Genomic DNA, 19,250 nt, shown 5'->3' with positions numbered 1-19,250 from the left:
CCACTCGGCCGTCAGGCCGCGACGACGCCCGGCAGGGCGAAGTAACCCGGACGGCCGTCCACATGAACCAGCCGCGCCCCCAGCGCCTCCGCCTCAGCCCGCTTGACCAGCACGAACCGCTCCCCGTGCGCGAGCGCGACCCCATGCCACGGCGTGAGCCAGTTGTCGGCGGTGTCGACGAGATGGATGCCGAGCTTCTCCGCCCCGCACGGCTGCGGATGGATCGACAGCCGTACGGCGTCCGGGAACCGTTCGGCGAGCAGATCGCCCCAGGCCTTGCTGCGCTGCAGGACGACGTACGCACGGGCCCGGGCGTCCCGCTGCAACGCGGCCCGGCTCCCCGTGTAGTCGGGGGTGTTGCCGTCCTCGAACAGGAAGCGGGTGACGGCCCGGTAGAGGGCGACCTCCTCGCCCGCGCGGATCCGTTTGCGCAGACGCTCCAGAGGCTCCGCGTACCGTTCGGTGAGAATCTCCCGCATCCCACGGTGATCCGTTCCGGCCAGTTCCGGGACGTCGTCGAGGTTGAACAGGCCCAGGCCGCGGTGCGGCAGCGCCTCGATCATCGAGTGGAGTTCGCGCTGATAGGCGGTGATGTGGGGGTCGGGGATGCCGACGGCGTCGCCGAAGACCCGCCCGTCGGAGCAGATGACGATCCGCGCGCCCGGTGCGTACACCTCGCGGACGCGTGCCGTCAGACCGTCCAGGAACTCCAGGGCGAGCCGTTCGGCGGTGTCCGGCAGCGTGCCCAACACCTTCGCGGAGTTGGGGGATTTGCCGGGGAAGGCGGGGAGCACGAAACGTATGGGCAGGCCGGCGGCGACGAACCGTTCGACCCGCGTGGCCTGTGTGTCCAGGCAGGTGGGGCAGGGCAGCAAGGGGCAGCCGTCGGGGCCCGTCGACCTGCGTTGGCCGGTCAGCACAAGTGCCGTGATCTCGCGAGCGGTACGTCTGTGGGGATGGTCAATCACGCGTTCTCCCGGACCAGTTGGGGGGACGTGGGGGGGGTGACGCTGAGGGAGAGCTGGGGGGAGCTTGAGGGGGACGTGGGGTGTCCGGAAGCAAACCCTCACAGACGCGTGAAACCTCAACCAGATCGCGAGGGTCCATAGCATGAAGCTATGGATCTGGAAGTCCGGCACCTGCGGGTCATCTGCGCGATAGGCGAGGCGGGCAGCATCACCAAGGCCGCGGCTCAGCTCGGCACGGCCCAGCCGACTCTCACGGCCCAACTGAGCCGGATCGAGAGGCTGTTGGGCGGACCGCTGTTCGTCCGCAGCCGGCAGGGCGCCGCGCCCACCACGCTGGGCGAGTTCGTGCTGGCCAAGGCGCGCTCGGTGATCGCCTCCTTCGACGCGATCCAGCGCGAGGCGGCCGCCCAGGTCGGCTTCATGGACGGCCGCAGACCCCTGCGCTACGCCGCCAACCCCGGCCCCCTGATGGTGGGTCTGCTGGACGGGTTGCAGGACGTCTTCCCCGGCACCGAGGTCACCCTGCGCACCGAGACCCATGTCAGCACCGCGCTCGATCTCGTCGCCAGCGGCCAGCAGGACCTGGGCGTCGTGGTGGAGTACGTCCGCGACGACGGGCCGCCGCTGCCGCCCGAGGTGGCCACGCTCACCGTCGCCACCGAGCCCGTCTTCGTGCTGCTGTCCGCCTCGCATCCGCTGGCGGACCGGCCCGAACTCGACATCGCGCAGCTGCGGGACGCGCGCTGGGCGCTACCGGTCAGTCAGGGCAGCGGCATGATGGAGGCATTCACCGAGCTCTGCGCCAAGAAGGGGTTCACCGCCACGGTCCGGCACGAGGCCGAGGGCTCCGCGGCCCGTGAACTCATCGCCGCCGGCCAGGCCGTCGGACTCGGCCAGGCCACCTTCCGCAGCACCGCGGGAGTGGTCCCGCTGCCGCTGACCGGCTCGCCGCTGCGCATCCGGCACGTCCTGCTCTGGCACCGCGGGAGCGCCCTGGCCCGACGTGTCCCGGCCGTGGCCGAACGGGCCGAGCGTGCCTACGCGGACGCGGTCGCGCGCAGCCCGCACTACCTGGCCTGGCTGGCCGGGCACGCCGCCCTCACCTGACGGGCCCCGGCAGCGGCCCGGCACAGGTGCAGGAGCCCTACACCCGGGACTCCTGGACGACCGTCGCCGGATCGGCTGGAGTCGCGCGCGTGACGTACTGCGGGACCGGGGTGTCGTCCTTGCCGGTGTCGCGGACCAGGCCGTAGCGGGTCGCACCCTGGTCGGGGCCGGTGGTGACGTCCTTCTCGACGGCGTCCCAGGTGGTCGGGAAGACGCTCAGGCCGTAGTCGGCGCCGCGTTCGTTCACGGTGAGGGTGACGCTGCCGTCGAGGTAGAAGTACTCGTTCTGCCACATCTGCTGGGTGCCGGACGGCAGGACGTCGAAGCCGGTCGCCGTGCTGCCCATGCCAGTGGCCGAGGTGTCGGTGCTGCTGACGCGGTCGTCCATGCGGCGGCCGCCGCCCGAGGCGACATGGAAGAGCTTGCCCTTGAGGCCGGTCCAGCTCGGCGGAACCAGGCTGCCGGACCGGTACCCGGGCGAGATCTGCCAGCGGACCAGGACATAGCCCTGTCCGGTGAGCGTCACTCTGTCGCCGCGGTGGTTCATGACGGCATGCGCGCCGCCGCTGCTGGTGACGCCGGACGCGGGCCGGTGCGGGAGGGCGGCGGGCGGAGTGTCCGGGGCGGGCGCCTTGTCGACGGCGTCGACGACCCTGCCGTAGAGCTCGGTCTTCTGCTTCGTCACCGAAGGAGACGGGGACGGGGACCGGGAGGGCGTGGGCGAGGCGGAGGGCGGCGGCGGGCGGTGGGTGCTCGACGCCGTGGGGGTGCTCGACGCACGCGGGGGCGGGGTGACCGGGGTCTGCGTGACGACGTAGGCGCCGCCCGCGACGATGGTCGCGCTGGCCGTCACGGCGACGGCGGGCTTGGTCAGGACGCCGAGCATCTTGGCGGACCAGCCGACGGAGCCGGCGGCCACGGCCGTCTTGCCGCCGAAGGCCAGGGAGAGGGTGAAGCCGACCGGGAGCGGTACGAGCGCGATGCCGACCAGGAGCCTTTCCGCCGGTACGACGGACTCGCGCGCGTCACCGCAGTAGGCGCAGCCCCTGATGTGCCGGGCCAGCCGCTTGCGCCAGACGGAATCTGGCCGCCCGTCCCAGCGGCCGGTCAGTTCCCGCAGTTCGGGGCAGGCCCCGTCCAGTGCGCGGACGATGCCGCGCGAGGTCTCCAGGCGCTCCTTCATCCGCTGGACGCGTACGGCGGCGTGCTGCCGGCTGATGCCGACCGCCGCGGCCAGTTCGCGCCGGGTCAGCTCGCCCGCGACCTCCAGCCACCACAGCGACAGCAGCTGCCGGTCCTCGTCGTCCAGCCAGCGCACCGCCTCCGCGACCTCGCGCCGCTGGCCCTCCAACTGCAGCCGCAGCACGGTGAGTTCGGCGAAGTCGGTGGCCTCCCGGGCGGCGCTCTCGTCGAGTTGCTGCGGGGACCTGCGGCGCGCCCGGTCCCGTATCTGCCGCATGGCGATCGCCATCAGCCAGGACCGGAAGCTGTCCGGGTCGCGGAGCGAGCCGAGGTTGTCGACGGCGCGCAGCATGGTCTCCTGGACGACGTCGTCGACGTCGGCGTGGCCGTTGAGGGCGCGGCCGACGACGTTGTAGACCAGCGGCAGCCAGCCCGCGACCAGTTCGTCCAGCGCCTGCCGGTCACCGGCCTGCGCGGCCGCGATGGTGGAGCGCCACTGCCGCCCGGCCCGCTCGGCCCGCTCGGCCCGCTCGGCCCGCTCGTCCACGATTCCCCTCTCCCAGGTCATACGCCGTCCGACCGCACCTTCTCAGCCGTACCTGGGGTGGTGGCTATGTCGGGGATCACAGTGGGCGCCGGGTGCGGGCGGGGCATGTGGGGGGCTCCCGGGTGTGCGGGGAATGGGGGATGCGAGAGGAGACGCGGTGGAGGCCGACGGGATAACACTTTTTCGGCGGCTCAAGTGGCGAGCGCCGGGGCGGGGTTCGGGGTGGTGGTGAGTGTCTCCAGTCGCTTGATCTTCTTCCGTACGACGTAGAGCGGAATCACCCCGAAGACCCCGAACGACATGTCGATCACCGACCACCAGAAGGGGATGCCGCGGATCGGCCCGCAGATCAGGGCAAGCGGGATGATTCCGGCACAGGCGATCATCGCGAACTCGACGACCCAGATGTTGCGTACGGGGTCGCGATAGGGGCCGTAGAAGGCGACGGCGATGACGAGGTGGGCGAAGGCGAGCCAGTCGGTGCCGTAGAGCAGGAAGGGGTATTCGGCGTCGGCGGTGTCGAGACCGCGCCGGACGCGCTCGATCCAGTCCATCAGGGCCGGGAGGTGGTCCGGCACGGACAGGGACCTCAGCAGGTCCTCGGTCCAGTGCAGTTCGTGGACCAGGGGGAAGGCCGTGGCGCCGCTGAGTGCCAGACAGACGACGAAGAAGACCAGCCAGGCGCGGATGCCCTTCAGCAGGGCGGCTCTGTCGCTCATGGCGGCAGCGTACGCCCCTGGTTGAACGTGTTCAAAACTGGATTCGTCTACTTCCTTGACGGGGTTGCACCTCCGGTGGGGGCCGCCGACTGGACGAGCGAGGGGACGGAGGTGACGGACGGTTCGGCGGTTCGGGTGCCCGGTGTGCGGGTGGGGGTCGTGGTGGGCCTGGCGCTGGGGCTGGGAGTGACGGGTGCGGGTGCGGTCGTCGACGGCGGCGTCGTCGTAGAGCGGCTGCTCGCGGGCGGCGGGGCGAGAGGGACCGTCGGGGAGGCGGGACGGCCGGCGGTGGTCAGGTGCAGGGGCAGCACTACGAGTGCGGCGACACCGCAGGTCAGGGCCGCTCCGGCCGCTGCGCGCAGCAGGCGGCGGCGGGACGCGCCGCGGCGGATCTCCTCGTAGCGGCCGGGGGGTGCGCCGAGGTACTCGGCGGGGGGCTGCAGGATGACGGTGAGCGGGTCGTCGGGGTCGAAGTCCGGGCCCTCGTCAGAGTGTGTGATCAAGGCTTCTCCTCAGGTGGGCGCGGAGCAGTTCGCGGGCCGTGTGGAGGTCGGCCTTGACGGTTCCTTCCTTGCGTCCGGTCAGCACGGACACCTCCCGGATCGGCATGTCGGCGTAGTAGTGCAGGAGTATCGGGACCCGCAGCCGTTCCGGGAGGGACTGTACGAGCAGCCGGACCGAGGGGTCGGCCTGTTCGGGATGCGGGGTCACCGCGGCCTCGGTGGTCGCCCGGCGCACAGCCCTGCGTTCGCGCTCCAGTTTGCGCCAGTGGTCCCGGACGAGGTTGGCCGCGGTGACGTAGAGGAAGCCGCGCGGCTCCGCGACGGACGTCCAGCGGGCCCAGAGCCGGGTGAACGCCTCCGAGGCGATCTCGTGGGCCGTCTCGTCGTCGTCGACCAGCCGGCGGCACCAGCCGGCGAGACGCGGATAGAGGGCGGCGAACAGCTCGGACGCGGCCTTCTCGCGGGACCGTTTCAACGTTCTCCAGGGTCGTGGGAGGCACTCGTGGAGGAAGAGCCCGGGCCGACGGCGTACGTTCCGCCGGCCCGGATTCCGAGTGGCCGGGTCAGGGGCTCGCGGAGGTCAGCGCCGCGAAGACGATCACGTTGTCGAGGTATCCGTCACCGGTCCGTCTGCCGCCGCAGGTGATGAGCCGCAGCTCCGGCCGGTTCACGTTCCCGTACACCTCGTCCGACGGGAAGTCGGCCTTGGCCACCGTCCGTACGTCGGTCACGGCGAACACCGCAGCCGTGCCGTTCTCCAGGCGCGTCACGATCTTCTCGCCCCGGTGCAGCTCCCCCAGTCGCCGGAAGACTCCGTCCCCGTAGGCGCCGACCGTGACATGGCCGAGGATCACCGACGGTCCGGTCCGACCCGGCGTCGGGGAGTGCTCGTACCAGCCCGCCCGGTCGTGCGCCGTGACCGGCGGCACCTGCACGCTGCCGTCCGCGGCCAGGCCCAGCTTCATGACCGGGGTGTCGACCCCGATGGCCGGTATCCGCAGCCTGACCGGGGTCGATCGCCCCACCGCGGACACCGACTTGGCGGATCTGCCAGGGGACGGTGCAGAGGACGACGGCGTGCTCGCCGGGCTCCCGGTCGTGGCGCCGGGGCCGCCGCAGGCGACGAGCAGGACGGCCAGCGCCGCGGTGGCGAGGGCACGCCCGGAGCGCGGGCTCATGCCCCGTTCGCCTGCCGGCGGCGCACGAGGAAGACGGCGCCGCCACCCAGGACGACGGCCGCGGCGGCACCCCCGCCGATCAGCGGACCCGCGTTAGAGGAGTCCGAAGTCGTCGGCGCCACACCCGTGTTGGGCGCACCGCTCGGCACGACGGAGACCTGGCCCGACGACGGCACCCGGGTCGGGGCCGCGCTCGGGACGGCACTCGGGGCGGTGGTGGAGGTGGGTTCGGCACTGGGGACGGAGCTGGGTGCCTGAGTGACGCTGGGGACGGGGCTCGGGGTCGCGCTCGCCCCGTCGGCGAATGCGGGCAGCGCGCCCGCCAGCACGGCGGTGCACGCAAGTGCCATGGCACTGAGGCCGGTTCGGCGCATGAGTCGCTCTCTTTCGTCTTCATCGGTCCGCACGGTGGTCGACCGGCGGGCTGTGTCACTGATCGGGCGGAGAGACGAGGCAGCGGCAGGGCAGGTTGTAAAGAGCCGGCAAAGTCGCACAGGACCGTAGGATTCGTCCCGTCGATCGGGGTGATTGGTGACAACCCTGTGCGCGGGTCTTGAAGATGGCTTGCGGCCGTTCCTGCCATGACGTAGTTACGTGAATCATGAACCTTTTCACCCGTGCTGCGTCCCTGCGCCGCCCGGCTCCCCCCACCGCTTCCCCCACCGCCACCGCCCCGCAACGCCCCCTCGGGCCACCGGCGTTCGCCCCCACGGCGGGCCGTCCGGATCCCGCTCTCGCGGCGCTGACCGGGGAATGGGTGATCGACCCGGCGCACAGCCGTATCGGTTTCTCCGTCCGTCATGCCCTGGTGACGACCGTGCGCGGCGCTTTCACCGAGTACCAGAGCCGGCTCTACTTCGACGGCCGCGATCCCTCTCGCTCACGCGCCGAGATCGTCCTGTCCACCGGGTCCGTCGACACCGGTGTGGAACAGCGCGACGCCCATCTGACCGGCCGTGACTTCCTGGACGCGGCGAACCATCCGCGGATGCGCTTCGTCAGTACGGCGGTGCAGCTCGCGGGCAGCGAGGTCTACCGCATGTCCGGCGACCTCACCATCAAGAACATCACCCGCCCGGTCGACCTGGAGCTCACCTACATCGGCCACGTCGTCGACGCGTTCGGGGACGAGCGGGTGGGCTTCGACGGCACGACCACCATCAACCGTTCCGAATGGGGCCTGACGTACAGCCAGAAGCTGGCGGAGGGCGGCGCCATGGTGAGCGAGAAGGTGCGCCTCCAGTTCGACATCGCCGCCATCCGTACGCTTCCCGCCTGACCCGAGGTGGTACCCCGGTACCACCCAGGTCCCCGAAGATTCCCCTCCGGTACCGGAGTCCGGGCCTTTTGCGCTCGTAGCTTCGACTTGCAGACACCGCGGTGCATCCGCGGCCGAGTCCGAGGCGCGAAAGGCCCACTCCCATGATCGAAGCGCGTGAGCTGACAAAGCGGTACGGCGACAAGACCGTCGTCGACAACCTGAGCTTCACGGTCAGGCCCGGTGAGGTGACCGGCTTCCTCGGCCCCAACGGCGCGGGCAAGTCCACGACCATGCGCATGATCGTCGGCCTGGACTCCCCCACCAAGGGCTCGGTCACCGTGGGCGGCCGCTCCTACGCCGGGCATGCCGCGCCCCTGCACGAGATCGGCACCCTGCTGGAGGCCAGGTCCGTCCACCCCGGGCGCAGCGCGTTCAACCATCTGATGGCGCTCGCGTACACCCACGGCATTCCGCGCAGCCGGGTGGACGAGGTGATCGAGCTGGCCGGGCTGACCAGCGTCGCCGGCAAGCGGGTGGGCGCCTTCTCGCTCGGCATGGGCCAGCGGCTGGGCATCGCCTCGGCGCTCCTCGGCGACCCGGCGATCGTCATGCTCGACGAACCGGTCAACGGCCTCGACCCCGAAGGCGTGCTCTGGGTGCGCAATCTGCTGCGCTCGCTGGCCGACGAGGGCCGGGCCGTGATGCTCTCCTCGCACCTGATGAGCGAGACCGCGCTGATCGCCGACCACCTGGTGATCATCGGTCGCGGCCGGCTGCTCGCGGACACCACGGTGGACGACTTCACCCGGGAGGCCGGCGGCGGGGGCGTGAAGGTCGCCACCGCCGAGACGGCGAAACTGCGCTCGCTGCTGGCCGGCCCCGATGTCACGATCAGCTCCTCCTCCGCCGAGGAACTGCTGGTCACCGGGCGCGACGCCCGGGAGATCGGGGCGATCGCCGCCCAGCACGGGGTGGTCCTGTACGAACTCACCCCGCAGTCCGTCTCGTTGGAGGCGGCGTTCATGGAACTCACCCGCGACGTCGTCGAGTACCAGAGTGCTCCGGCCGACGCCGCACGAGCCGACACCGGACAAGCCGACACCGAACGAGCCGGCACCGCAGGAAAGGCCGCCTGATGACCGTCACCAGCCTCGCCCCCGCACCCGCCTCCACCCCCGCCCGTACGACGAACTACAAGGTGACCGGCCCCCGGGTGCTGCGCTCGGAATGGGCCAAGTTCTGGTCGCTGCGCTCCAGTTGGATCACCCTGGGCGTCGCCGTGGTCCTGCTGGTCCTCTTCGGGGCGATCGCCTCCTACACGTACAGTCCCGACGCCGTCACGACCGGCGGGCCGCCCGGCCCGGGCGGCGGCGACAGCGACGCGGTCGGCCTGGCCCTGACCGGCGTGACCTTCGCATCGCTGGCCGTGGGTGTGCTCGGGGTGCTGCTGTCCGCGGGCGAGTACAGCACCGGCATGATCCGCTCCACCCTTGCCGCGGTCCCCCGCCGACTGCCCATCCTGTGGTCGAAGGCCGCCGTGCTCGGGCCCATCGCCCTGGTCCTCACCACGGCCGGCGCGCTGGCCGCGTTCCTGCTGGGCTCCCCGGGCCTGGACGGCGAGAAGATCGCGCTGTCCCTGGGCGACGACGGTGTGCTGCGCAGTCTGGCCGGCGCCGGCCTCTACCTCGGTCTGGTCGCCGTCTTCGGCGTGGCCCTGGGCGTGCTGCTGCGCTCCTCCGCGGGAGCCATCGCGACCCTGGTCGGCGTCCTGCTGATCCTCCCCGGACTGGCTTCACTGCTGCCCGACTCGCTCTACGACAACATCAACCCCTACTTCCCCAGCAACGCGGGCTCGGCCGTCTACGCCCTGCACCAGTCCTCCGACGCCCTCTCCCCGGGGGCGGGACTCGCGGTCTTCGCCGGCTGGGTGGCGCTGACCCTTGCCGCGGCGGCCTTCCGGCTCCGCAAGACCGACGTCTGACCTGGGCACGAGGACAATGGTGGCCATGACTGCGCACCGTGCGGCAGCCGCCGCGGACCCGGCCCGGGGGACGGCGGCCGTGCCGCCCCCCGGGTTCGAGGCCGCCTGGGCGCACCCGCTGCTGGGCCGTGTGCTGCGCGACCAGAGCCGTCTGCAGCGGCTGGACCGGCGGCATCCGTGGCTGCTGGACAGCGCGCTGGTGCTGATGGTCGCCGCCCTCAGCCTGCCGGACCTGCTCGGCGGCGACGCCAACTCCCCCTTCCGGGACGCGGACGCCCGTGCCCAGTTGCCGTCCGCCGTCCTGGTCGCCGTCCTCGTCGCCCTCGTCGTTCCGCTGTGGTGGCGGCGCAGGGCCCCGGCCGTCGCGTACTTCGTGATCGCGTCGGTGTCCCTCGTGCAGTGGTCGCTGGGGATCTGGCTGCCGGCCGGTTTCGGCGCGCTCATCGCCCTGTACACCCTGGCCCGGAACGGTTCGCTGCGGGTGCTCGGCTGGGCTGCCGGGCTCACGGCGGTCGAACTGCTGCTGGCCGTCTTCGTCCTGGTGCCGATCGACCATCCGGTGATCGGCAGTTTCTTCCTGCTGGGCACGGCGACGGCGTCCGTCGCCGTCGGTCTGACGCTCCGTATCCGCCGGATGTATCTGGAGGCCCTGGAGGACCGCGCCAGACGCCTGGAGATCGAGCAGGACCAACGGGTCCGGCTCACCGCCGCCGCCGAACGCTCCCGGGTCGCCCGCGAGATGCACGACATCGTCGGCCACAACCTCTCCGTCATGGTCAGCCTCGCCGACGGCGCCGCGACCCTCGCCGCGACCCGGAACGAACGGTCCACCGAGGCCCTGCGCATCCTCGGCGACACCGGCCGCCAGGCCATGAGCGAACTCCGCCGGGTGCTGGGCGTCCTGCGCGAGGACCGGGGACACGAAGAAGAAGACGTACGGATGCTCAGCCCGCAGCCCGGCATCGCGGATCTGGACCCCCTGCTGACGCGGGTACGGGCGGCAGGACTGACGGTGACCTACCGGACGGCGGGCGACATCGACGCACTGGGCAGCGGCGTGCAGCTCACCGTGTACCGCATCGTCCAGGAGTCGCTGACCAACACGCTCAAGCACGCGGGGACCGGCGCGTCCGCCGAGGTCGCCATCGCCGTAGCGGCAGGAGAGGTACGGATCCGGGTAGCCGACACCGGTGTACCGCCGGGGGCACCCTCGCAACCGCGGCGGGAAACCCGGGGCGACTCCCCCGGCCACGGCCTCGTCGGCATCCGCCAGCGGGCCGCCATGTACGGCGGCACCGTCATCGCCGGACCGCGCGACACCGGCCACGGCTGGCTGGTGGACGTCGTACTCGACGTACCTTCGGGAGCACAGCTGTCATGACCACCGTCCTCATCGCCGACGACCAGCCCCTGCAGCGCATGGGCGTCCGCATGCTCATCGAGGGCACCCCGGGCCTGGACGCGGTCGGCGAGGCCGAGCACGGCGCCGAGGCCGTCCGCATGGCCGCCGAACTCCGCCCCGACGTCGTCCTCATGGACATCCGCATGCCCGGCATGGACGGCATCGAGGCCACCCGCCGCATCATCGCCACCGGCGGCCGCACCCGCGTCCTCATCGTGACCACCTTCGACCTCGACGAGTACGCCTACGACGGCCTGCGCGCCGGCGCCAGCGGCTTCCTGCTCAAGGATGCCCGCCCCGAGGAACTCGTCGCGGGCATCCGCGCGGTGGCGACCGGCGACGCCGTCGTGGCCCCCCGCCTGACCCGCCGTCTGCTGGACGCCTACGCCCACCAGGTCCTCGCCCCGGCCGGCACCCCCGCCCCGGAGGACCCCCGGCTGCGAACCCTCAGCGACCGCGAACGCGAGGTCCTGGTCGCCATCGGCCAGGGCTGGACCAACACGGAGATCGCCGAACGGCTCGTCCTCACCGAGTCCACGGTGAAGAAACACGTCGGCCGGGTCCTCGCCAAGCTCGGCGCCCGCGACCGCATCCAGGCCGTGATCATGGCGTACGACGCCGGGCTGGTCAGGGCCAAGTCGTAGCCAAGTCGCAGGGCCTGTCCGGCGGCCGCCGACGGGTCACAACCCCACGATCTTGTTCCACCTCTTCGCGAACTCCACCCGCTCCGTCGACGTGATGTCCCGGGCGATCGCGAGCCGCCGCCGCATCTCCGTGTCCGGGAAGATCAGCGGGTTCTCGGCGAGGGCCGCGGTGTCCTTGTCCTTGGCGGCGGCGAGGACGTCCTGGGCGGCGGGGACGGGGCAGACGTAGTTCACCCAGGCGGCGAGTTCGGCGGCGACCTCGGGCTCGTAGTAGTAGTCCACGAGCCGCTCGGCGTTCCTCTTGTGCACCGCCCGGTCCGGGATCATCAGGGAGTCGGCCCACAGCTCCGCGCCCTCCTCGGGGACGACGAAGCGGATGTGCGGGTTGTCGGCCTGGAGCTGGATGACATCGCCGGAGTACGCCTGGCAGGCCAGGACGTCGCCGCTGACCAGGTCCTTGGTGTAGTCGTTGCCGGTGAAGCGGCGGATCCGGCCGCCCGCGACGTACTTCTCGACCTGGTCGCAGACCTTGTGGAAGTCGGCCGCCGTCCACTTGGTGATGTCGACGCCATTGCCCTGCATCAGCAGCGCGAACGCCTCGTCCAGGCCGGACAGCAGGGTCACCCGCCCCTTGAGGTCGTTCGCCCAGAGATCCGAGACGTGGCGGATCTCCCGGCCCAGCCTGCGGCGGTCGTACGCGATTCCGGTGATGCCCGACTGCCACGGCACCGAGTATCTGCGGCCCGGGTCGAAGGCGGGCGAACGCAGCTGCGGATCAAGGTACTTGGCGACATTGGGCTGCTTCGCCCGGTCCATCTCCTGGACCCACCCCAGGCGCACGAACCGCGCGCACATCCAGTCGCTCATGACGATCAGATCGCGGCCGGTCCGCTGATGGTTCATCAGGGCGGGGCTGATCTTGCCGAAGAACTCGTCGTTGTCGTTGATCTCCTCGGTGTACTTGACGGAGATCCCCGTGCGCTTCTGGAAGGCGTCCAGCGTGGGCCGCTTCGTCGCGTCGTTGTCGTCGGTGTCGATGTACAGCGGCCAGTTCGCCCAGGTCAGCCGCTTGTCACTGGCGGACAGATCGGCGGCCGCCCGGTCACCGGGGTTCACATACGCGGCGGGCACCCCGCAGCCGGCCAGGCCGCCGACCATCGCGGCACCACCCAGCGCGCGCAGCAGGGACCGACGAGAGGGGGACGGTGTCTTCGGCGTGAGGGGCATTGACGCAGCATGCCGCCCCTGCCTGTGCGCCTGCAATCGACCAAGCGTCGAGTACCTCCGCGCAGGCCGGACACCTTGTCGATCGGGCGACCGGGCCCGGCGGGGAGCCGGGAACGGCGCGGCCCCGGACGGCAGTTGTTCCGTCCGGGGCCGCAACGTCCGTAGGGCCTACGCCTCCAGCGAGGTCATCACGTGCTTGATCCGCGTGTAGTCGTCGAACCCGTACGCGGACAGGTCCTTGCCGTACCCCGACTTCTTGAATCCGCCGTGCGGCATCTCCGCGACCAGCGGAATGTGCGTGTTGATCCACACACACCCGAAGTCCAGCTTCTTCGACATCCGCATCGCACGCCCGTGGTCCTTGGTCCACACGGACGAAGCCAGCGCGTACTCGACCCCGTTCGCCCACTCCACCGCCTGCTCCTCGTCGGAGAAGGACTGCACGGTGATGACCGGACCGAAGACCTCGTTCTGGATGATCTCGTCGTCCTGCTGCAGCCCGGACACCACGGTCGGCGCGTAGAAGTACCCCTTCTCACCGACCTGGTGACCGCCGGCCTCGACCTTGGCGTGGGCGGGCAGCCGCTCGATGAACCCGGACACCTGCTTCAGCTGGTTCGGGTTGTTGAGCGGCCCGTACAGCACGTCCTCGTCGTCCGGCTGCCCGGTCTTCGTCTCGGCGGCCGCCTTCGCCAGCGCCACCACGAACTCGTCGTGGATCGACGACTGCACCAGCACACGCGTGGCCGCCGTACAGTCCTGCCCGGCGTTGAAGAAGCCCGCGACCGAGATGTCCTCCACGGCCTTGGCGATGTCCGTGTCGGCGAAGACGACGACCGGCGCCTTGCCGCCCAGCTCCAGGTGGACCCGCTTGAGGTCCTTGGACGCGGACTCGGCGACCGACATGCCCGCCCGCACCGAACCGGTGATGGACGCCATCGCCGGAGTCGGGTGCTCGACCATCAGGCGGCCGGTGTCACGGTCACCGGTGATGACGTTGAAGACACCCTTGGGCAGGATCGAACCCATGATGTCGGCGATCAGGACGGTCGAAGCCGGAGTGGTGTCCGACGGCTTCAGGACCACCGTGTTGCCCGCCGCGATCGCCGGTGCGAACTTCCACACGGCCATCATCATCGGGTAGTTCCACGGCGCGACCTGCGCACAGACACCGACCGGCTCACGGCGGACGATGGACGTCATCCCGTCCATGTACTCACCGGCGGAGCGCCCCTCCAGCATCCGGGCCGCACCCGCGAAGAAGCGGATCTGGTCGACCATGGGCGGGATCTCCTCGGACCGCGTGAGCCCGATCGGCTTGCCCGTGTTCTCCACCTCGGCCGCGATGAGCTCCTCGGCCCGCTCCTCGAACGCGTCCGCGATCTTCAGCAGGGCTTTCTGCCGCTCGGCGGGGGTCGTGTCGCGCCAGGCGGGGAAGGCCGCGGCGGCGGCCGCCATTGCGGCGTCCACATCCGCCTGGCCCGACAGCGGCGCGGTCGCGTACGCCTCGCCCGTCGCGGGGTTGACCACCTCGGTGGTCCGTCCGTCTGCGGCGTCCCGGAACTCACCATCGATGTAGTTGCGGAGTGTGCGCAGCCCACGCAGCTCGGTGCTCACTGCCGGCCTCCTGTCAGGTCTGATCTTTCGGGTGTCCAACCACTGAGACACCCACCCTAATCCGCGCTCCCACGTTTTCAACACCCCCAGTCGCATCAAGACTGCGAAATCCGCAGGTCTCACTCACGTAAACAACGAATTTCATCGGTCCACCCTTGCGGAACTGTCGAGACGTCGTGCACAGTGAGGTCGTGGCCAGTCGAAGCGCAGAGCACAGGGACTCGTCCCGCGAGTCCAGGAACGGCACCCCCCATCTGGATGCCGTCTCCCTCGCCATCATCGAACAGCTCCAGGAGGACGGCCGCCGGCCGTACGCCGCCATCGGCAAGGCCGTGGGCCTGTCCGAGGCGGCCGTGCGCCAGCGCGTCCAGAAGCTGCTCGACCAGGGCGTGATGCAGATCGTCGCCGTCACGGACCCGCTCACCGTGGGCTTCCGCCGGCAGGCGATGGTCGGTGTCAACGTCGAGGGCGACGTGGAGAAGATCGCCGAAGCGCTGACTGACATGTCGGAAGTCGAGTACGTGGTGATGACCGCGGGCTCGTTCGACATCCTCGCCGAGATCGTCTGCGAGGACGACGACCACCTGCTGGACGTCATCAACAAACGCATCCGGGCGCTGCCCGGCGTGCGCTCCACCGAGAGCTTCGTTTATCTGAAGCTCAAGAAGCAGACCTACATGTGGGGAACCCGATAACCGTGAGCCAGAAGGACCTCAGCAAGACCGCGTACGACCACCTGTGGATGCACTTCACCCGCATGTCCTCGTACGAGCACTCCCCCGTCCCGACGATCGTGCGCGGCGAGGGCACCTACATCTACGACGACAAGGGCAAGCGCTACCTCGACGGTCTCGCGGGCCTGTTCGTGGTCCAGGCCGGTCACGGCCGCACCGAACTCGCCGAGACCGCCTTCAAGCAGGCGCAGGAGCTCGCGTTCTTCCCGGTGTGGTCCTACGCCCACCCGAAGGCCGTGGAGCTGGCCGAGCGCCTCGCCGACGAGGCCCCGGGCGACCTGAACAAGGTCTTCTTCACCACCGGCGGCGGCGAGGCGGTCGAGACCGCCTGGAAGCTCGCCAAGCAGTACTTCAAGCTGGTCGGCAAGCCCACCAAGTACAAGGTCATCTCCCGCGCGGTCGCCTACCACGGCACCCCGCAGGGCGCCCTGTCCATCACCGGCCTGCCGGCCCTCAAGGCCCCCTTCGAGCCGCTCGTCCCGGGCGCGCACAAGGTCCCGAACACCAACATCTACCGCGCCCCGATCCACGGCGACGACCCGGAGGCCTTCGGCCGCTGGGCCGCCGACCAGATCGAGCAGCAGATCCTCTTCGAGGGCCCGGACACGGTCGCCGCGGTCTTCCTGGAGCCGGTGCAGAACGCCGGCGGCTGCTTCCCGCCCCCGCCCGGCTACTTCCAGCGGGTGCGCGAGATCTGCGACCAGTACGACGTGCTGCTGGTCTCGGACGAGGTCATCTGCGCCTTCGGCCGCCTCGGCACGACGTTCGCCTGCGACAAGTTCGGCTACGTCCCGGACATGATCACCTGCGCCAAGGGCATGACCTCGGGCTACTCCCCGATCGGCGCCTGCATCGTCTCGGACCGCCTGGCCGAGCCCTTCTACAAGGGCGACAACACCTTCCTGCACGGCTACACCTTCGGCGGCCACCCGGTCTCCGCGGCGGTCGGCCTCGCAAACCTCGACCTGTTCGAGCGCGAGGGCCTCAACCAGCACGTGCTCGACAACGAGGGCGCGTTCCGCTCGACCCTGGAGAAGCTGCACGACCTCCCGATCGTGGGCGACGTCCGCGGCAACGGCTTCTTCTACGGCATCGAGCTTGTGAAGGACAAGCACACCAAGGAGTCCTTCAACGACGAGGAGACCGAGCGGGTCCTCTACGGCTTCCTCTCCAAGGCCCTCTACGACAACGGCCTGTACTGCCGTGCCGACGACCGCGGCGACCCGGTCGTCCAGCTCGCCCCGCCGCTGATCTCCAACCAGGAGACCTTCGACGAGATCGAGCAGATCCTGCGCGCGACGCTCACGGAGGCGTGGACCAAGCTCTAGCCTCCGGCGGTTCAGCCGTTTATACGGCCCGGGGTGCACCCGTACGAGTGAGAAGGGTGCACCCCGGGCCGCGTGCTGTCCGGGGTCGTGCTCCCGGCTCCTTAGCGTGCCTGGTAACCGATCGGCCCTGTCCTCGTTCCCCCGCACGGGGGATCGGCACGGGAACAACGGATCTGAACGAGGTGTACGCGGATGGTGGACCCGCCGGACAACGACGTGCTCTGGGCACGCTCACTGCACTTCCAGCACAGTGACGGCTCGCCCGCGCTCAGCGGCGTCTCGTTCGGTGTCCGGGAGGGCGAGATCCTCGCCGTCAGCGGACCTCGGGGCAGCGGCAAGACGACGCTGCTGCGCTGCCTGGCCGGTCTGGTGACGGGCCAGCGCGGCGAGGTCTGGTTCAACAGCGTGCCGGTCCACACCATGGCCCCGCACGCCCGGGAGCGCCTGCGCCGCGACCGTTTCGGCTGGATCGACCCGTCCCCCGTGCTCGTACCCGAGCTGAACGCCCTGGAGAACGCCGCCCTCCCGCTGATGCTCCGCGGCACCAGCCGCGAGCGCGCCAGAGCGGCCGCCCTGGAGTGGCTCGTGCGCCTCGACGTCGGCGACCGGTCCCGTCGGCGCCCGCACGAGATGAAGCAGGCCGAGCGGCAGCGCGTGACGATCGCCAGGGCCCTCGCCCAGGCCCCCACCGTCCTCTTCGCCGACGAGCCCACGGCTCCCCTGCACCGCGCCGACCGCGCCCATGTCCTGCGCACGCTCACCACGGCGGCCCGCTCGCACGGCATCACGGTCGTCGTGGCCACCCACGACGTGGAGACCGCGGCCATCGCCGACCGCACACTGTCGCTGCTGGACGGCCGATGCGTGAACACGGTGCATCTGCCCCCGGTCGCCGAGACGGAAGGCCGGGCCGCGTGCTCGCTCTCCGTCTGACCCGCGGCGCCCGCCCGGCCGTACAGCTGCGCCGCCTCCTGCTGGCGGTGGCCGCGGCCGGCACGGGCTTTCTCCTCCTGTCCACCCTCGGCTACGCGATGAGCCATGCGGAGAACCCCGGCGGCTCGGCCCTCCGCCTCGCCTGGTGCCTGACCCCGCTGGCCGCCACCGTCCACTTCGCGGTGGCGGTGGCCCGCACCGACCCGGCCACGAAACCCCGCACCGGCCTCTCGGCCGTCGGCCTGGGCCCGATCGGCCTGATGACGGTCTCGGCCATGGCCACGGCCCTGTCCTGCACGCTGGGCTCACTGCTGGCCCTCCTCCTCTTCCTCCACCTCCGCGGCGACTTCACGGGCATTCCCTTCGACGGCGCGGCCGCGGAATTCCTGGCCGCGAGGCAGCCGCTGCCCGTCCCGGCGGCCCTGACGCTGCTGGCGCTGGTCCCGGCGATCGCGTCGCTGACGGTGGCGCTGGTACTGCTCCCCCGGGACGCGAGGCCGGCCGCGGCACGGGCGGTACGGCAGGGATACGGCCGCTTCGGGGCGTACGGCCGGACGGTGGCCCGGGAGACCTTCGGGGCGTACGGCCGCTTCGGCGCACGCGGGCGCAGCGAACCTGCGGGCAGTCGTACCGCCGGCGCGGCTCCCGACCCGGAGCAGGACGGCACCCCGCCGGTGCAGGCCGGCGACTCCGCACTCGCGGCACCGGCCGGCGACGACTCGACCGACGCCCAGTCGAACACCGCCGCCGACCACGACCCGCACCACCCCCCGGCACCCGGCACCACCCCCGCCGGCCTCCCCTGGGGCATCGCTGTCCTCACCACCGGCCTGGCCGTGCAGACCTACGCCGGCCGCACCCCGGCGGCCACCGGCCTCGACCTCCCCGGCCGTCTCGCCATCGGCGCCCCCGCGGTCCTCGTCGGCTGGGCCCTCACCGTCCTCGGCCTGGCCGTCGCCGGGCCCGGCCTGGCCCATCTGTGCGGCCGCCTCCTGCAGACGGCCCGCCCGGGCGCCCTGCGCCTGCTCGCCGGCCGTGTCCTGATGGAGGAGGCCACCCGCATCGGCCGCCCCCTCGGCGTCGTCTGCGCGGTCGCCTCCGGCGCGTTCGCCATGACGGCGCTGTACGACACGAGCGCCCCCGCCTTCGGCCCGCTCACCACGCTCGGCACCCTCGTCGTGAGCGGCTGCACGGTCGCCACGCTGCTCACCGCGGCGGTGGAGGCCAAGCACGCCCGGGCCGACACCACGGCCGCCCTGCTGCGCCTCGGCGCCCCCGCGACGATGCTGCGCAGCGCCGCCGCCCTCCGGGCCGGTGCGCTGCTCGCCCTCTTCGGCCCGCTGACCCTGGTCGTGGCCGAGCTGGCGGCACTGCCACTGGCCCGCTGAGAACTCGTACCACCGGAATTCCCCGGAGCCGATGAGTTCCGCGCGGGCCCCCGGTCTACCCCTGCGAACGACACACACCCAAGGGGAGAGGCCTCGCATGTACCAGCAGATGATCTTCGTGAACCTGGCCACCAACGACGTCGACGCGTCGAAGAAGTTCTTCACCGAGCTCGGCTACTCCATCAACCCGCAGTTCAGCACCGACGACTGCGCCTGCGTCGTGATCAGCGACACCATCATCACGATGCTGCTCAGCAAGCAGCGCTACGCGGACTTCACGAAGAAGGAGATCGCGGACTCGACGAAGACCAGCGAGGTGCTGCTGTGTCTGAGCGCCGAGAGCCGCGAGAAGGTCGACGAACTGGTGAACAAGGCGGTCTCGGCAGGCGGCACCGCCAACTCCGACGTCCAGGACCACGGCTATATGTATGGCCGCTCCTTCGACGACCTCGACGGCCACAGCTGGGAGGTCGTGTGGATGGACCCGGCGGCGGTCCAGGGCTGACCAACGGCTTCGACGAACGGCGTGCC

20 protein-coding genes are annotated in these 19,250 nt (G+C 71.0%); 11 read left to right on the top strand and 9 right to left on the bottom strand.

Features of this window, described 5'->3' with window-relative positions:
- Positions 1–11: 11 nt before the first annotated feature.
- Positions 12–968 (bottom strand): L-tyrosine/L-tryptophan isonitrile synthase family protein, encoded by a 957-nt coding sequence (locus P2Q00_RS31430; protein WP_275776673.1) that lies wholly within the window; start codon positions 966–968, stop codon positions 12–14.
- Positions 969–1,118: 150 nt separating this feature from the next.
- On the opposite strand from P2Q00_RS31430, the gene P2Q00_RS31425 reads away from it, so the two are divergent.
- Positions 1,119–2,075: a LysR family transcriptional regulator gene (locus P2Q00_RS31425; RefSeq protein ID WP_275776672.1), complete on the top strand. Its 957-nt coding sequence runs from the start codon at positions 1,119–1,121 to the stop codon at positions 2,073–2,075.
- Between the two features lie 37 nt (positions 2,076–2,112).
- Here the strand turns inward: P2Q00_RS31425 and P2Q00_RS31420 are convergent, their stop codons facing one another.
- The 6 genes from P2Q00_RS31420 to P2Q00_RS31395 all read right to left on the bottom strand — a co-directional run bounded on the left by P2Q00_RS31420 (position 2,113) and on the right by P2Q00_RS31395 (position 6,578).
- Complete coding sequence (locus tag P2Q00_RS31420; RefSeq protein ID WP_275776670.1) at positions 2,113–3,825, bottom strand: RNA polymerase sigma factor; 1,713 nt, start codon at positions 3,823–3,825, stop codon at positions 2,113–2,115.
- A gap of 170 nt (positions 3,826–3,995) precedes the next feature.
- Positions 3,996–4,523 (bottom strand): hypothetical protein, encoded by a 528-nt coding sequence (locus P2Q00_RS31415; protein WP_275776669.1) that lies wholly within the window; start codon positions 4,521–4,523, stop codon positions 3,996–3,998.
- A gap of 47 nt (positions 4,524–4,570) precedes the next feature.
- Entirely contained in the window at positions 4,571–5,026 is a 456-nt protein-coding gene (locus P2Q00_RS31410; RefSeq protein ID WP_275776668.1) for a hypothetical protein, read from the bottom strand.
- The gene (locus tag P2Q00_RS31405; protein WP_275776666.1) at positions 5,010–5,501 is read right to left on the bottom strand and encodes an RNA polymerase sigma factor; all 492 of its coding nucleotides are present in this window, start codon (positions 5,499–5,501) and stop codon (positions 5,010–5,012) included. The genes P2Q00_RS31410 and P2Q00_RS31405 overlap by 17 nt, the downstream gene beginning before the upstream one ends.
- Positions 5,502–5,589: 88 nt before the next feature.
- Positions 5,590–6,204, bottom strand: a complete 615-nt coding sequence (locus P2Q00_RS31400) for a class F sortase (protein ID WP_275776665.1) — start codon at positions 6,202–6,204, stop codon at positions 5,590–5,592.
- The gene (locus P2Q00_RS31395) at positions 6,201–6,578 is read right to left on the bottom strand and encodes an LAETG motif-containing sortase-dependent surface protein (protein WP_275776663.1); all 378 of its coding nucleotides are present in this window, start codon (positions 6,576–6,578) and stop codon (positions 6,201–6,203) included. The genes P2Q00_RS31400 and P2Q00_RS31395 overlap by 4 nt, the downstream gene beginning before the upstream one ends.
- 227 nt (positions 6,579–6,805) lie before the next feature.
- On the opposite strand from P2Q00_RS31395, the gene P2Q00_RS31390 reads away from it, so the two are divergent.
- From P2Q00_RS31390 to P2Q00_RS31370, 5 genes are all read left to right on the top strand, one after another.
- Positions 6,806–7,483, top strand: a complete 678-nt coding sequence (locus tag P2Q00_RS31390) for a YceI family protein (protein ID WP_275776662.1) — start codon at positions 6,806–6,808, stop codon at positions 7,481–7,483.
- 143 nt (positions 7,484–7,626) lie between these two features.
- A complete protein-coding gene (locus tag P2Q00_RS31385) occupies positions 7,627–8,601 on the top strand; it encodes an ABC transporter ATP-binding protein (protein ID WP_275776661.1) in 975 nt (324 codons plus the stop codon).
- Positions 8,601–9,446: an ABC transporter permease gene (locus tag P2Q00_RS31380; protein WP_275776659.1), complete on the top strand. Its 846-nt coding sequence runs from the start codon at positions 8,601–8,603 to the stop codon at positions 9,444–9,446. Before P2Q00_RS31385 ends, P2Q00_RS31380 begins: the two co-directional genes overlap by 1 nt.
- Positions 9,447–9,471: 25 nt before the next feature.
- Entirely contained in the window at positions 9,472–10,827 is a 1,356-nt protein-coding gene (locus P2Q00_RS31375; protein ID WP_275776658.1) for a sensor histidine kinase, read from the top strand.
- Entirely contained in the window at positions 10,824–11,492 is a 669-nt protein-coding gene (locus P2Q00_RS31370) for a response regulator (protein ID WP_275776656.1), read from the top strand. The genes P2Q00_RS31375 and P2Q00_RS31370 overlap by 4 nt, the downstream gene beginning before the upstream one ends.
- A gap of 36 nt (positions 11,493–11,528) precedes the next feature.
- Here P2Q00_RS31370 and P2Q00_RS31365 read toward each other — a convergent pair whose 3' ends face one another.
- Complete coding sequence (locus P2Q00_RS31365) at positions 11,529–12,719, bottom strand: polyamine ABC transporter substrate-binding protein (RefSeq protein WP_275776655.1); 1,191 nt, start codon at positions 12,717–12,719, stop codon at positions 11,529–11,531.
- A 168-nt stretch (positions 12,720–12,887) separates the two neighbouring features.
- A complete protein-coding gene (locus P2Q00_RS31360; protein ID WP_275776653.1) occupies positions 12,888–14,336 on the bottom strand; it encodes a gamma-aminobutyraldehyde dehydrogenase in 1,449 nt (482 codons plus the stop codon).
- Between the two features lie 176 nt (positions 14,337–14,512).
- Between P2Q00_RS31360 and P2Q00_RS31355 the strand changes: the two genes are divergently transcribed.
- The 5 genes from P2Q00_RS31355 to P2Q00_RS31335 all read left to right on the top strand — a co-directional run bounded on the left by P2Q00_RS31355 (position 14,513) and on the right by P2Q00_RS31335 (position 19,224).
- Positions 14,513–15,031, top strand: a complete 519-nt coding sequence (locus P2Q00_RS31355) for an Lrp/AsnC family transcriptional regulator (RefSeq protein ID WP_275776651.1) — start codon at positions 14,513–14,515, stop codon at positions 15,029–15,031.
- 2 nt (positions 15,032–15,033) lie between these two features.
- Complete coding sequence (locus P2Q00_RS31350) at positions 15,034–16,398, top strand: aspartate aminotransferase family protein (RefSeq protein WP_275776650.1); 1,365 nt, start codon at positions 15,034–15,036, stop codon at positions 16,396–16,398.
- A 192-nt stretch (positions 16,399–16,590) separates the two neighbouring features.
- The gene (locus tag P2Q00_RS31345; RefSeq protein ID WP_275776649.1) at positions 16,591–17,331 is read left to right on the top strand and encodes an ABC transporter ATP-binding protein; all 741 of its coding nucleotides are present in this window, start codon (positions 16,591–16,593) and stop codon (positions 17,329–17,331) included.
- A complete protein-coding gene (locus P2Q00_RS31340; protein ID WP_275776648.1) occupies positions 17,313–18,719 on the top strand; it encodes a hypothetical protein in 1,407 nt (468 codons plus the stop codon). Before P2Q00_RS31345 ends, P2Q00_RS31340 begins: the two co-directional genes overlap by 19 nt.
- Before the next feature lie 97 nt (positions 18,720–18,816).
- On the top strand, positions 18,817–19,224 hold the full coding sequence (locus P2Q00_RS31335) for a VOC family protein (protein WP_275776647.1): 408 nt from the start codon (positions 18,817–18,819) through the stop codon (positions 19,222–19,224).
- Positions 19,225–19,250 lie beyond the last annotated feature (26 nt).

The organism is Streptomyces coacervatus (genome assembly GCF_029223485.1).
GTDB lineage: Bacteria > Actinomycetota > Actinomycetes > Streptomycetales > Streptomycetaceae > Streptomyces > Streptomyces coacervatus.
This window is presented reverse-complemented; position numbering and strand designations above follow the sequence as displayed.

What these genes read in the sequence shown, in the direction of transcription:
- P2Q00_RS31390 (WP_275776662.1), top strand. Translation starts at nt 6,806, where the DNA reads ATGAACCTTTTCACCCGTGCTGCGTCCCTGCGCCGCCCGGCTCCCCCC.
- P2Q00_RS31400 (WP_275776665.1), bottom strand. Translation starts at nt 6,204, where the DNA reads ATGAGCCCGCGCTCCGGGCGTGCCCTCGCCACCGCGGCGCTGGCCGTC.
- P2Q00_RS31335 (WP_275776647.1), top strand. Translation starts at nt 18,817, where the DNA reads ATGTACCAGCAGATGATCTTCGTGAACCTGGCCACCAACGACGTCGAC.
- P2Q00_RS31345 (WP_275776649.1), top strand. Translation starts at nt 16,591, where the DNA reads ATGGTGGACCCGCCGGACAACGACGTGCTCTGGGCACGCTCACTGCAC.
- P2Q00_RS31380 (WP_275776659.1), top strand. Translation starts at nt 8,601, where the DNA reads ATGACCGTCACCAGCCTCGCCCCCGCACCCGCCTCCACCCCCGCCCGT.
- P2Q00_RS31370 (WP_275776656.1), top strand. Translation starts at nt 10,824, where the DNA reads ATGACCACCGTCCTCATCGCCGACGACCAGCCCCTGCAGCGCATGGGC.
- P2Q00_RS31365 (WP_275776655.1), bottom strand. Translation starts at nt 12,719, where the DNA reads ATGCCCCTCACGCCGAAGACACCGTCCCCCTCTCGTCGGTCCCTGCTG.
- P2Q00_RS31420 (WP_275776670.1), bottom strand. Translation starts at nt 3,825, where the DNA reads ATGACCTGGGAGAGGGGAATCGTGGACGAGCGGGCCGAGCGGGCCGAG.
- P2Q00_RS31375 (WP_275776658.1), top strand. Translation starts at nt 9,472, where the DNA reads ATGACTGCGCACCGTGCGGCAGCCGCCGCGGACCCGGCCCGGGGGACG.
- P2Q00_RS31385 (WP_275776661.1), top strand. Translation starts at nt 7,627, where the DNA reads ATGATCGAAGCGCGTGAGCTGACAAAGCGGTACGGCGACAAGACCGTC.
- P2Q00_RS31415 (WP_275776669.1), bottom strand. Translation starts at nt 4,523, where the DNA reads ATGAGCGACAGAGCCGCCCTGCTGAAGGGCATCCGCGCCTGGCTGGTC.
- P2Q00_RS31425 (WP_275776672.1), top strand. Translation starts at nt 1,119, where the DNA reads ATGGATCTGGAAGTCCGGCACCTGCGGGTCATCTGCGCGATAGGCGAG.
- P2Q00_RS31395 (WP_275776663.1), bottom strand. Translation starts at nt 6,578, where the DNA reads ATGCGCCGAACCGGCCTCAGTGCCATGGCACTTGCGTGCACCGCCGTG.